12 protein-coding genes are annotated in these 13,284 nt (G+C 57.8%); 3 read left to right on the top strand and 9 right to left on the bottom strand.

The annotated features are described in order from the left end of the window. Positions 1 to 26: 26 nt before the first annotated feature. From L1F30_RS00360 to radC, 9 genes are all read right to left on the bottom strand, one after another. Positions 27 to 1,118: a glycosyltransferase family 4 protein gene (locus tag L1F30_RS00360; protein WP_253358207.1), complete on the bottom strand. Its 1,092-nt coding sequence runs from the start codon at positions 1,116 to 1,118 to the stop codon at positions 27 to 29. 18 nt (positions 1,119 to 1,136) lie between these two features. Further along, complete coding sequence (gene wecB / locus L1F30_RS00355; RefSeq protein ID WP_253358206.1) at positions 1,137 to 2,270, bottom strand: non-hydrolyzing UDP-N-acetylglucosamine 2-epimerase; 1,134 nt, start codon at positions 2,268 to 2,270, stop codon at positions 1,137 to 1,139. Positions 2,271 to 2,335: 65 nt separating this feature from the next. Then, positions 2,336 to 3,370 carry a glycosyltransferase gene (locus tag L1F30_RS00350; protein ID WP_253358205.1) on the bottom strand — a complete coding sequence of 345 codons (1,035 nt, stop codon included), beginning with the start codon at positions 3,368 to 3,370 and terminating at the stop codon, positions 2,336 to 2,338. Beyond that, the gene (locus L1F30_RS00345) at positions 3,367 to 4,074 is read right to left on the bottom strand and encodes a YrbL family protein (protein ID WP_253358204.1); all 708 of its coding nucleotides are present in this window, start codon (positions 4,072 to 4,074) and stop codon (positions 3,367 to 3,369) included. The genes L1F30_RS00350 and L1F30_RS00345 overlap by 4 nt, the downstream gene beginning before the upstream one ends. Beyond that, positions 4,071 to 4,685 (bottom strand): YrbL family protein, encoded by a 615-nt coding sequence (locus L1F30_RS00340; RefSeq protein ID WP_253358203.1) that lies wholly within the window; start codon positions 4,683 to 4,685, stop codon positions 4,071 to 4,073. The genes L1F30_RS00345 and L1F30_RS00340 overlap by 4 nt, the downstream gene beginning before the upstream one ends. 5 nt (positions 4,686 to 4,690) lie before the next feature. Further along, entirely contained in the window at positions 4,691 to 5,734 is a 1,044-nt protein-coding gene (locus L1F30_RS00335; RefSeq protein ID WP_253358202.1) for a glycosyltransferase, read from the bottom strand. Positions 5,735 to 5,771: 37 nt separating this feature from the next. Next, the gene (locus tag L1F30_RS00330; protein ID WP_253358201.1) at positions 5,772 to 6,884 is read right to left on the bottom strand and encodes a glycosyltransferase family 4 protein; all 1,113 of its coding nucleotides are present in this window, start codon (positions 6,882 to 6,884) and stop codon (positions 5,772 to 5,774) included. After that, positions 6,881 to 7,789, bottom strand: a complete 909-nt coding sequence (locus tag L1F30_RS00325) for a mitochondrial fission ELM1 family protein (RefSeq protein ID WP_253358200.1) — start codon at positions 7,787 to 7,789, stop codon at positions 6,881 to 6,883. Before L1F30_RS00325 ends, L1F30_RS00330 begins: the two co-directional genes overlap by 4 nt. 82 nt (positions 7,790 to 7,871) lie before the next feature. Continuing rightward, positions 7,872 to 8,546, bottom strand: a complete 675-nt coding sequence (gene radC, locus L1F30_RS00320) for a DNA repair protein RadC (protein WP_253358199.1) — start codon at positions 8,544 to 8,546, stop codon at positions 7,872 to 7,874. An 81-nt stretch (positions 8,547 to 8,627) separates the two neighbouring features. Here radC and coaBC point away from each other — a divergent pair, with 81 nt between their 5' ends. The 3 genes from coaBC (at position 8,628) to argB (ending at position 13,276) form a co-directional block, all read left to right on the top strand. Then, positions 8,628 to 9,845 (top strand): bifunctional phosphopantothenoylcysteine decarboxylase/phosphopantothenate--cysteine ligase CoaBC, encoded by a 1,218-nt coding sequence (gene coaBC / locus L1F30_RS00315; protein ID WP_253358198.1) that lies wholly within the window; start codon positions 8,628 to 8,630, stop codon positions 9,843 to 9,845. A gap of 26 nt (positions 9,846 to 9,871) precedes the next feature. Continuing rightward, positions 9,872 to 12,307, top strand: coding sequence for a phosphomannomutase/phosphoglucomutase (locus tag L1F30_RS00310; RefSeq protein WP_253358197.1), 2,436 nt, complete (start codon positions 9,872 to 9,874; stop codon positions 12,305 to 12,307). A 66-nt stretch (positions 12,308 to 12,373) separates the two neighbouring features. Beyond that, entirely contained in the window at positions 12,374 to 13,276 is a 903-nt protein-coding gene (argB, locus tag L1F30_RS00305; RefSeq protein ID WP_253358196.1) for an acetylglutamate kinase, read from the top strand. Positions 13,277 to 13,284 lie beyond the last annotated feature (8 nt).

Genomic DNA, 13,284 nt, shown 5'->3' with positions numbered 1-13,284 from the left:
CCACCCTGAAAGCCAAAGACTGCAACTTAATTTGCATAGGCTTCGGCTGTTAATTCGGCAATGCGCGTCCAGGAAAACTCTCTTTCAACTTTTGCGACGCTCGCCCGCCCGAGCATATGCGCGAACTTCAGATCGCCAGCCAGCCGGTCAATAGCACTGGCAAGCGCTTTAGGATCCCGCGGGGGCACCAACAAACCTGTTGTCTGATCATCAATAATTACCGGTATCCCTCCCACACGGGTACCAATGAGCGCATTGCCGCAGGCCATGGCCTCCAGGCCGGCGATGCTTGTGGCTTCCATCAGCGAGGGCAGCACCGCGGCATTTCCCGCGCGAAACACATCGGGCATTTGCGTGTTATCCACGCCTCCTAGCATGTGCACTTTTACACCGGCGGCGGCCCCAGCGGCAATCCGCTCGAACTCACCTCGCTCAGCGCCATCGCCCGCCACCACAATATGCACACCTGTCGCGGTAATATGCTGTAACGCCTCAGCCAGATACAGCACGCCATTCTTGGCCACCAAACGACGCGCCATTACCAACACAAAGGCGTCTGCCGGAATATTGAGTTTTGCACGCCAGGGACTTTCACCCGGAAAAAACTTCTTGGTATCCACACCATTGGCAACAAACCTGACGGGGCCTGAATACCCAGTATCACGGGTGCGCTGGGCCAATTCTTCACTGGGCGCCAGAACACAATCTGCCACCGACATCTGGCCTGCCATTTTTGTGCGTACATCTGCACCAGCTTCCATACGCTTGAGAAAACCGGAGGTATGATTAGTAAATACCACCCTGACGCCAAGGCTCCCAGCGGCAGCCAGCGGGCGCATGCCGTGTACGTGCACAACATCTACGCCGCCCAGGTTGTGAAGACGGCGTAGGTAGCGGCGCATTTGCCAATCGTAGAGCCAGTGGTTTTTGGCCAAGGCAATGCGATGAACCTCTATGCCGTCCAGCTTCTCACGGGCAGGCAGCTGTTTGTTTTTAAAGCGCGTCACGACATGTACTTCATGGCCGGCTTTTACCAGCGCGCGAGACAATTCCAGCACATGGGTTTGTACGCCACCGATACTGGGCGCAAACTCGTTGGTAAGCATGACAATTTTCATAGGTCTTTCTATCACCTGTTAGCGCGGCAATGGCTGCTGCAGAATATCTTTAACGATGCGCTTTGCCGCCATGCCATCGCCATAGGGGTTGTGCGCGCGCGCCATGGCTGAATAGGCTTCGGGCTGTTGCAATAAAGCTTCAACTTCCTGCACGATTTTATCGGCATTGGCACCCACCAGTTTCACCGTGCCTGCGGAAACGGCCTCAGGTCGCTCCGTGGTATCACGCATAACCAGCACCGGCTTACCCAAGGACGGCGCCTCCTCCTGGACTCCGCCGGAATCAGTCAAAATCAATGTCGCCTTAGTCATCAAATAGACGAATGGCAGATAATCCTGCGGTGCTATCAAACGGATATTTGCATGTTCCGACAGCGCCGAAGTGACTGGCCCTTTGACATTGGGATTGAGGTGTACCGGATACACAATCAGTAAATCAGGATTGCGCTCAGCTAAACTGGCAAGCGCCTGACAAATCTGTTCAAAACCGCCACCGAAATTTTCCCGACGATGGCCGGTTACCAGTAGCATTTTTTGGGTTTGCTTGAGCTCCGGCAATCCTATGGTGGACTCACAATTCTGCGCCACAGCAGCATCGCGCTGCAGCTTATCCGCAACTTGCAACAGGGCATCCACAACAGTGTTGCCGGTCACTAAAATGGCATTTTCATCAGTGCTTTCGTTGAGCAGGTTCGCACGGGCTTGCTCCGTTGGGGAATAGTGTCGATCGGCGAGCACACCCACACAGCGGCGATTCATCTCCTCAGGCCAGGGCGCCTGCATATTACCGGTACGCAAACCGGCTTCCACATGAAATACTTTTATTCGCGCGTAGAAAGCGGCAAGGCTCGCCGCCATCGCCGTAGTGGTATCGCCGTGGACACCTACCCAGTCAGGCCGGCAGGTATCCAATACATCGCGCAAGCCCTGTAGAACGCCAACGGTAATGTCCGTCAGGTCCTGATTGGGCTTCATCAGATTCAAATCGTAATCCGGTACAATGTTAAACAGGGCTAATACCTGATCGAGCATTTCACGGTGCTGCGCGGTAACGCATACTTTGACATCGCATTGCGCAGCCTTCAGCGCCTGTACCAGAGGTGCCATTTTTATTGCTTCCGGACGCGTTCCGAATACCAGTAATATTTTCATTGCAAACCATGGCGCCGATTGCGCGCGTTTCTCATCATTGATTTCATCTTAAGCCCGCCCTCGGATTACACCGAATTCGGCACCAACTGCTTATACAAATCCAAATACTGCTGCACTATTACCTCGCGGGCATAAACCTTTTGGTAGTGCGCGTAGGCGCGCTCGGTGAGTACCTGGCGCTGCGCGGGATTATTGAGCAGTTGGTTTATGGCATCGGCCAGTGGTGCCACTTCATCTACAGGCGTTACCAGGCCCGTTTCACCGTGGGTGATCACCTCGCCCGGGCCTTCGGAGTTGGTGGCAATGATGGGGCACTGGTGCGCCCAGGATTCCATCACAATTGAGCCCAAACCCTCGTAGCGGCTGGGGCATACAAAAACATCGGCGGTGCGCATGAGGGCGGTCACATCGGTACGCCAACCCAGAAAGCGCACCCGTTCTGCCAACCCGAGCTCGCTGGCGAGCGCTTTGAGGTTGGCCTCTTCAGGGCCAGAACCCGCCAGCCACAAGGTGGCCTCTGGCACTTTGGCCAAGGCATGCAGCAGGGTGTCGAAGGCTTTGTTCACGTGCAACCGGCCGGCGGCAAGGATCAAGGGTTTGTCTGTTGGGGTGTTGTAGCTGTCGCGCGGGAGCGGTTGCACTGGCGTTTCATCGGCAAAGTTGGGAATGTGAAACACTTTCGCAGCCGGCATTCCGCCTTGAATCAAATGATTGCAGATACCTTTTGAAATACCTACCCAGTAATCGCAGTGACGATAGTATTTCAGGTCGTAGTAGTGGCCCAGGCGGCTCACCAACACGTAATCGCCTTTCGGGGTGGCGCCGCTTGCGCGGTTCATCCAGGTCATTACCAGATCGGGTGAAAAACTTTTGAGCGCGCGCACGTAACGCAGGTGATCAAGAAAGTGCAACGCACTGCCAAATCGAAAGCCTTCGGCCTCAACACCTGCCGCACGCAAATCATCCAGACGGTGTTGATGATCGCGCAAAAATGCTTTGGTTTGCAGCTCGCCCTGGGCGTGTAAACCTTTCACCAGGCGCACATACATGTTTTCTGCACCACCTTGCGGTGCACCGGCTAGAATTTGTGCCACTTTCATTGCGAAGAATTACCTTGATTTGATGGGGGCGCGTCGTTGTGAAACAGCAGGCCGTGATAACCGGGAAATTCCTTTTGCCCGCGCTGACCCAATAATTTGTCGATCCGCTGGTAAAGATTAGCCACTTTGCGGGCGATTTTTTTTTGCCGAACCGCGCGCGGCAACCAAAAAAACGGCACCAGGCCCTGGGAGCCCAGGCCATCAATTACCACGATGCGCGAAATACTTTCTCTTTCTCGCTGAACCACCAGGTTGTGCAACAGTAAATCGCGTGATGGCACACCCACCGCTTCCCACCGCTGCACAAAGTCGGCTACCGCCTGGCGCAGTTCATCGCTGAAACCTGCATCCCACAATTCTTTTTTCAGGGTTTGGGCAATGGTGCCATCGCCGTTGCGAATTAATTCCGAACACAGGCCCTTGCCCATATCGGTTTCAACAAAGCCATAGCAGCGGCTCACACACTGGTACACCGCCTCGCCCAAATTGCGGTTGAGCGATTGCATGACACCCCATTCTTCGCGGTTATCATCAAAACTCGACAACGGTTTTAAATTTTTGGGAAAGCCCTTTTTGCGGCGACGATCGGCCAGGCTGAAATCCGGCCGACGCACTTTAATACAACGGTGAGCATCTTGCGGGTGCACGAAGCACAAGCGGTTGCCACCGCGCGCAAAGGGCTGGGTTTGGGCCAGGGCAATCATGCCTTGGTAGCCTCGGTAGCTGGCGCAAGGTTTGCCACCTTGCCCAGCAACTTGTGTGTTTTCTTGCGCGTCATGCGGCGGTTATAGGCGCTCCACCAGTAGCGCAACGACAGCGGCTCGCGGCTGCCAATGCCATCTATCAATACCCAGCGCCCGTGCGCGTCGTCCCACACAAAATTGTTGGTGGAAATATCGGAAACCACCAGATTGCACTCGAGCATCCAGTCAATAACCTTTTGCAGGGCATCGATGTGCGCAGGCTTAAGTTGGCCTGTACGGTACATGCGCCCAAGGGTTGGAGCAAAATCGCCGTCAGCCGCGCGTACGGCTTCTACCACCATGCCCAAGCCAAGATCAGTATCTACCGGGCCGATGAAGCGCTGCAAAAATCCGCAGCCCTCGGCGCGGCGCTCGCGCACCACTACAAACTCGCGCCACTCGCTTAAAAAAGGCCAGTAGCGCGGCAAGCGCAGCCAGCGCGCCTGCCAGCTGGTGGGCTTGCTATCGCGCATCACCTTTACCAGCCACGCCGGGTTGTGCGGGTGCTGGTACACGGCTTTTTCTGAACCGGAAAACAGCGGGGTGGCGCAGGCCAGTTGCATGGGTTCCATCACCGTTAAGACTTCATGCTGCCATCTGGGTTGATGTCTTGGGCCCAAACATAATCGTGGCTAAACGGCTGCTCAAGGGTGGCCTCAACAATGTATTGGGCGTACAGGCGGTTGTTCATTTCCGTATGGAAAAAACTGCGCGCGCGCGCCGCCCAAGCCTGGCGCATGGCATCGTCGTTTTGGAATTCACGAATGCGGGCAAGCAAACTTTCCTGATCTTTAAAGTAAACAATAGATTCCGCCGGCATGAGTTCATCAAAGCGGTTATCGGCATGGGTGAACTGCAAAATGCCATTGCCCGCCAATTGCGCCATGCGCGCCGATGAATACCAGTAGTGGCCTTCCTGGCGATTAAAGTTCAACCCCATTTTGGTGTTGGCCAGGGCGCGGTCGTAGTCGCGGCCCCACACAGGCGGCTCGCCAAAGCTGCCATAGGTTTTGAATTTGCAGCTCTCGCCAAGCTCGTCTTTCAGCCATTTCACCATGGCCAGCCGCTTGGTGAAGTTGTCGCTATTACTGCAAAACAGCAGGTCGATGGGTAGATCTGTGCGCTGGCTGTTATCGAGGTTTTCAATGGCCGGGTCTACGGGGTTTGGCATGTGATACACGCGCGCACCAATGCCCTCAAATATTTTAAGTTCCGGGCGCCCGGTGGATACGAAAATAGCGTCTGCCACCTCGGCGCGGTGTTTGATGCGTTCAACGTTCGAGGGCACAAACAGCGGATCATTATTGCAGTGGGCAATTTTTACATTGGGGTGATTGCGCTTGATGGCCGCCAGGGTGTCGTTGGTGATCATGTCGCAGTGGCCGGCAATCACCAGGTCTGGCTCGACAGCCGCCACGGTTTCCAGTACCCGCTTGTTGGCTTTGCCCACCCCCAAATCGCGAATGCCAAAGGGCGCCTCGAAGGCGGCGATGTCGCGATCGCTGAATACCTCCACAAAGTGGTCTTGCTTGATCAGCCCGTGGGTCAGTTTGCGGGCCCAGCTCACGCGCGATTTGCCGTAGCGGCGCAGCTGTTGATAGGCAATGTGAACAACTCTCATGATGGCAATTCCAACGGGGTAAAAGGCGCGCAGTATATCACTGCGCGGTTTCAGAGGGGTTTAACAGCTGCCGATAAACAGACAGCGTAGCGTTAATTTGGTGCGTCATGGTAAACGCCGGCAATACGGTGATTTCGGGTTTCGGGCCCAACATAGCCGCCACCTTTTCGGTAAAGGCTGTGATGTCATCGGGTGCCACCAACCCCTGGGGGAAGCAGGCTGAGAGCGACTCAGACGCGCCCCCGCGATCAAATGCCACCACCGGCGTGCCGGCTGCCAAGGCCTCGGTGAGCGTGCGCCCGAAGGGCTCGGGCTTGTTAGACATATGGCACACCACCTGCGCCAGCCGGTAGAACTCGGCAATATCGGCGCGATGGCCCACAAAGGTCACGTGATCGGCAAGCCCCAGCGCCCGGGCTTGTTGCTCCAGTTCTTTGCGGTAGTGGGCTTTCTTGGGCTCGGCATCGCCCACTATCACCCCGTGGCACTCGGGTGCGCGGGCCTGCAGTTGTTGCATCATCTGCAAGTAGGCCTCCTGGCCTTTCCAGCGGCTCAGCCGGCCGGGCATCAGGATGATGGTTTTACCCTTTAAGTGCGGGTAGTCGCGGTAGAGCGCTGCGCACCACTCTTGCGCCGGCGGGCGAGGGCTGAAAGCGGCCAGATCCACACCGCGGGGAATCACCGTCAGGCGTGCCCTAGGCACGCCGTAATTGCGCTGCACATAATCGGCCACACAGTCTGAAATGGCGATCACCTGCTCGGCCTTGGCCATAACCGCAGAATAGGCATTCACTGAATACAACCCATGAAAGGTGCTCACCAGACGCGGGCGATTGGCCGCGGGCAACTTGCGCCAGGCAAGCCAAATCAACCACATGGGCGCACGGGAGCGCACGTGGATGATATCGGGCTGCAACTCTTCCAGGAGCCTACGCAGCCGGCGCACCCAGCGCAGCTGCCACAAGGATTTTTTGTGTACCGGCAGGCTGATGTGCCGCGAGCCCTCGGCCTCTAACTGCACAACCAGCCGGCCGCCGTTCGAGAGCACAATGGATTCATGGCCCTGGGCCACCAGCTCGCGCGCGAACTCCACCGTGCCGCGCTCTACGCCGCCGCTGTTTAAATTAGGTAGCACCTGCAGAACTTTCATGGGGCCTTCATTGTTTGTAGGGGAAATCGGTTTAACAGCCAGCGGGCGGCGCGATCGGCCTCCCACAAGCGCTGTGGCTGCAGTGCATCCTCCGGCGCCTGGCGCACACGGCCCTGGGCAATGAGCCGCTGCAGGCCTGCCACCACCCGGCTCTGGGTAAGCGGCGGCAATTTTATCAAGCCCGTGGGAATACCGGCGGTGAGCGCCTCGTACACCATGCTCACGCTATCGGGGCTCACCCACACCTGGCCACTGGCGGCCAGTGTATCGGCCAGCCAGCCGGGTGCGGTGTCCCGGTGCGACACACACTGCAAATTGGCGCACCCCAGGGCGTTGAGCGCCGGCAGTAAATCCTGGGGGCTGCGGCGTGAATCTGAGAGCGTCCACTGCCAGTCGGGTGCCTGTGTACACAACGCCTGTACCTGCGCCAGCACTGCTGGCTGATCCCAATAATAGTGCTTGGAGGGGCCACCCAGCAGCAGCAAGCCCTGCCGCGCACTGGCAACCTGGGCCACAGGCGTTACGGCGTTCAACACGCCCTCGGTCACCAACACATCGGGCCTTGCGGGCGGCTGATCATGGGCGGGCACTATTGCGCCATCAAACCAACCATAGGGCAGGTTGGGGCGCATCAACACCACCGCCGGGCACGCAAACCTGCGCTTGGCGGCCAACAGCGCCAGCTGGGTGCGCGAACCTGCCGCTAACACCAGCTGCGGCCGGGGCAGGGCCGGGGCTATGTCTCGCCCGCGCCACAATTGCCACCAGGCCACCTTGGGCGGGTTAACCCAATGACACTGGGCGCCGGCCAGGGCCGTCAGGCGCTCGGCCAGGCCGCGCAATTGGTTTTGATGGCCGGGTTTGCCGTCTGTCAGCAGCCAAACCTGGGGCGCAATATTGGACAAAGAGCCTCCGGTGGTGGCGGTGCAGTGGTGGGGGAAAAAGCCGCATTTTAGGAGTTTATTCGCAATAGCCGCAAGTAAACACTTACAACAATCCAAGTTCGGCAAGCGAGGCGCAATAGCCGTCACCCACTATCAGGTGATCCAGCACCCGCACATCCACCAGCGCCAGGGCCGATTTCAAACGCTGGGTGATGGCGATATCGGCCTGGCTGGGCTCGGCCACACCCGAGGGATGGTTGTGCACCAAAATTACCGCCGCGGCACCTGCGGCAAGCACCGCCTTAACCACCTCGCGGGGGTAGACAGAGGCGCCATCGAGGGTGCCTTCAAACAGCTCGGTAAACGTCAGCACCCGGTGGCGGTTATCCAATAGCAGCAGGGCAAACACTTCGCGGTCGCGGTGGCGCAGCTGGCTGGTGAGAAAATCGCGCACAGCCTGGGGGTTGGAGAGCACATCGCCCACGGCCATTGCCGCAGCCAGGTGCCGGCGCGCCATTTCAAGCACCGCCTGCAGCTGGGCGAACTTGGCATCACCCAAACCGTGGGCGGCAACAAAGTCTGCCCTGGGAGCCTCAAGCAAAGGCCGCAGGCCACCGAAGCGGGTGAGCAGCAGCCGCGCCAAGTCTACCGCCGAACAACCGGTAACCCCGGTGCGCAGAAAAATGGCCAGTAATTCAGCATCCGATAAACTGGCCGCCCCCTTGGCCAGTAGCTTCTCCCGTGGCCGTTCCTCGGCCGGCCAATCGTTAATCGCCATATGATCCTCCTTGATCTTGGTACGAAACTCGCGGTGACAATGGTATCTTAACGCGTCTTTTACCATAAGCCGCCCGTTTTTATGTTAAGCCTTACCCACAAGCACGTCCTGTTGGGCGTCAGCGGTGGCATTGCCGCCTACAAAAGTGCCGAGCTTATTCGCCGCCTGCAGGACGCAGGTGCCAGCGTGCGCGTCATCATGACCCGCGGCGCACAGGAATTTATTACCCCGCTCACCTTGCAGGCACTCTCGGGCAACCCCGTGCACACCGAACTGCTAGACCCACAGGCCGAGGCAGGCATGGGCCACATTGAGCTGGCACGCTGGGCCGACATTCTGGTGATTGCACCGGCCACCGCCGAGGTGATAGCCAAACTCGCCCAGGGCCACGGCAGCGATTTGCTCACCACCGTGGCACTGGCCACCACCGCCCCACTGGCCCTGGCACCGGCAATGAACCAGGCCATGTGGGCCCACAGTGCCACCCAAGATAACCTCAGCGCCCTGGTAGCCCGTGGTGCCCAGGTGTTCGGGCCCGCCAGTGGCGGCCAGGCCTGCGGCGATGTGGGGTTGGGCCGGATGTCTGAACCGGCCGATCTGGCCACCGCCATCGCCGGCTGCTTTAGCACCGGCGCCCTGGCAGGGCTCAAGGTCACACTCACCGCCGGCCCCACCCGCGAAGCCATAGACCCGGTGCGCTACATCAGCAATCACAGCTCCGGCAAAATGGGCTACGCCCTGGCCGAGGCCTGCGCCGAAGCCGGCGCCCAGGTCACTCTGGTGAGCGGGCCCACGCAGCTGGCCGCGCCCGCGCACGTAAATCGCGTTTCCGTTAACAGTGCCGAAGAAATGTTGGCGGCGGTGCAGGCGGTAAGCTGCGATATATTCATTGGCGCGGCTGCCGTGGCCGACTACCGGCCCAAGGCCGCCGCCCGGCAAAAGCTTAAAAAGCAGGGCAGCGAGCCGGATGAAATGACGCTGCAACTGGTGCGCAATCCCGATATCATCGCCACCGTGGCCAGCCAACCACACGCGCCCTTTTGCGTGGGTTTCGCAGCTGAAACCGAAAACCTGCTAGCCTATGCCCGCGCTAAACTGAATAAAAAGAACCTGCAGCTGGTTATCGCCAACGATGTCTCACGCACAGACATCGGCTTTAATAGCGACGACAATGCCGTCACCCTGGTTAGCGCCGAGGGCGACGAAGTGCTCGGCACACGCGCCAAGCGCCAACTGGCGCGCGATTTGGTGGCCCTTATTGCCGAGCGCGTAACCCGCTACAGACAATCCCAAGCCTAGCTTGACCGACAGACAAGGAACTCACAGTGCCCGCTGAGCCCAAGCCAAAAAAAGCCGCGCCTAAAAAAGCGCCGCAAGCCAAACCCAAGCAGCCGCCGTATTTTCTCGTTTTCGCGCTCATCTCACTGCTCATTACCGGCGCCGTGGGCTGGCTTGGTTTTCAAACCTTCGTGGTTGAAAAGGAACAGACGCAGCTGGAATCGCTGGCCAAACTTGAGGCCGAAAAACGCGCCAATGCCATCGCCCTCTGGGTAACCACCCTGCAAGAAGACGTAGCCCGCATGGGCGAGCGCGAAGCCCTGGCGGTGGCCGTGGCCTACCAGGAACAGGCCGCGCTGGCAGATTTCAGGCGCACCCTTGAACGCAACCTGCCCGGTATACAGGCCATACAGTTTTTCCCCAGGGGCAGCGCCAACCTCAACAGCGATGCCGAGCCGCCCATTAACTTCATTCAGATGGATCTCATCTACAAAGCCGAAGCGCGTGAGGCCATTATTCCCGAGGCCGTTAAATTCGACGGCAAATGGGCCCTGCAAGTGGCCACAGGCCTTCCCACAGATGACGATAAGCCCGCACTTGGCGCCATGCTATTAACCCTTTCTATGGAGGGTTTAACCGCCAAACTGCGCACACTGGATGCAAGCCTCGGCCAAACTACCGTGCTGCAAAAAGTTGGCAACTCACCGGAGCTGATGCTGGCAAGCCACGGCAATGGCGACACCCAACAGAGCTTTGATGTGGCCATCGGCAACAGCCACTGGATACTGCGATTCACCCCCGCCTATACCCTGATTCAGCAAGCTTCAATTAATCCGCTGCCCTTCTGGGGCGGCTGCTTGGCGCTGTTGGCATTGCTGTTGGTAGCCAGTGCCCTGGCCTCGCGTAACATTGCCACCAAAATGGCCCACAAGAAAATCACCAAAGCGCGTGAAAAAGCCATGATGTCGGCAAAAGAGAAACGCGAGCTGGATGTAAAAGTTAAAGAAGAAGACAAATCACTGCTGGGCCTGAATGAAAACAAATTGGCCGAAGTGTCTGATGCCGACCCCGCCGATGCGGCGGCCGCAACACCCGAAAATGACAATACAGCGCTGCGTAGAATCTTCCGCGCCTACGATATTCGCGGCGTAGTGGGCGAACAGCTCACGCCCGCCTTTGCCGAAACCTTAGGCCGGGCCCTGGGCAGCGAAGCACTGGAGCAAGGCGAATCGGCACTGCTGGTTGGCCGCGATGGCCGCGTACACAGCGAAGAGCTGTGCAGCAACTTGATTACCGGTATTTTGAGCACCGGCTGTAACGTGCTCAACCTGGGGCTGATTCCATCACCTCTGCTGTACTACGCCTGTGCCGAAGCCACCGGCGGCACCCGCAGCGGTGTGATAGTCACCGCCAGCCACAACGCCGGCGAATACAACGGCTTCAAGATGGTCATCAACGGCAACACCTTGGCCGAAGAGGGCATCAACGGCATATACACGCGCATCCAACGCGGCCAGTTCCGCTCTGGCGATGCCGTTGAACAGGCACAGGAAATTATTCCCGCCTATGTTGATCGCATTTTCTCAGACGTGGCACTGGCGGGCGATGTGAAACTGGTAATTGATGCCGGCAACGGCGCCACCAGCGAAATAGCCCCGCAGCTGTTTGAAGAGTTGGGCTGTGAAGTGGAACCGCTGTTTTGCCAAATTGACGGCACCTTCCCCAACCACCAGCCAGACCCAAGCCGGCCGGAAAACCTGCAAGCGCTCATTGCCAAGGTGAAGGCCAGCGGCGCAGACCTGGGCGTGGCCTTCGATGGCGATGGCGACCGCCTGACGGTGGTCACGCCCAAGGGCGACATTATCTGGCCCGATCGCCTGCTGATGTTGTTTGCCAAAGATATCGTTTCGCGCAACCCGGGCGCCGATGTGCTGTTTGATGTAAAAAGCACCCGCCAGCTCAACAGCCTCATCACCAGCTACGGCGGCCGCCCCATCATGTGGAAAACAGGCCACTCCAACATGAAACAAAAAATGCTGGAAACCGGTGCACTTTTGGGTGGCGAACTGTCTGGCCACATTTTTATTAAAGATCGCTGGTACGGCTTTGATGACGGCATGTACGCCTGCGCGCGCCTGCTGGAAATCATGACCCTGCGCGACCAGGATATCGACAGCATCTTTGAGGCCTTCCCGGCACTGCCCAGTACGCCGGAAATTCTGATTCCCATTAGTGAGTCGAAAAAGTTTGAGCTGGTAAAGGCCTTGATCAGCGAAGGCAAATTCCAAAGCGGCAAACTCACCACCATCGATGGCCTGCGGGTAGATTTCGCCAAGGGCTGGGGCCTGGTGCGCGCGAGCAATACCACCGCCGCACTGACCCTGCGCTTTGAAGCCGATACCGAAGAAACCCTGGAGCAGCTCAAGGGCTTGTTCAAGCGCGAACTCAAGCGCGTCGCTCCCGATTTACCGCTCGATTTTTAGTAAATACCTGAAAGCCCGCCACAGAGCGGGCCCAACTCACCGCACTACCGTCACAGAGGTTTATTCATGTCGCTATCACGAGACGACGCCATGCAAATTGCGCAGGTACTCACTGAGTCACTGCCGTATATCCAACGCTTCACCGGCAAAACCATAGTGGTGAAATTTGGCGGCAACGCCATGACCGATGAAGCCCTGCAAAACAGTTTCGCACGCGACATCGTGATGATGAAGCTCGTAGGCCTGAACCCCGTGGTGGTACACGGCGGTGGCCCGCAAATCGGCCAGCTGCTGGAGAAACTCAGCATTAAATCGGAATTTGTGGATGGCATGCGCGTCACCGACAGCGCCACTATGGACGTGGTAGAAATGGTATTGGGCGGCACGGTAAACAAACAGATCGTAAGCCTGATAAACCGCAACGGCGGTAACGCCATTGGCCTTACCGGTAAAGACGGCAAGTTGATTCGCGCAAAGAAAATGACCGTATCGCGCAAAACACCGGGCATGAATGCCTCGGAGATTGTGGATATCGGCCACGTGGGCGAAGTGGTGTCTATCAACACCGAAGTCATCGACATGCTCACCAACAGCAATTTCATCCCGGTTATTGCTCCGGTGGGTGTGGGCCAGGATGGTGCGGCATACAACATCAATGCCGATTTGGTGGCCGGTAAAATTGCCGAAGTACTGCGTGCAGAAAAACTCATGTTGCTCACCAATGTGGCGGGCCTGATGAATAAAGAAGGCGAGGTGCTTACCGGGCTTACCACCCAACAGGTGGACGATCTGATTGCCGACGGCACCATATACGGTGGCATGCTGCCCAAAATTTCCTGCGCACTCGATGCCGTAAAAGCCGGAGTCACCTCGTCGCATATCATCGACGGGCGCGTAGATCACGCGGTATTGCTGGAAATTTTTACCGACACAGGCGTTGGCACCAAAATCAGCAACCACGAAAACTAAGCGGTAAT

The sequence above is a fragment of the Simiduia sp. 21SJ11W-1 genome (assembly GCF_024138675.1).
GTDB lineage: Bacteria > Pseudomonadota > Gammaproteobacteria > Pseudomonadales > Cellvibrionaceae > Simiduia.
Note: the sequence above shows the minus strand (reverse complement) of the source record. Positions and strands in the feature narration are given on the sequence as shown.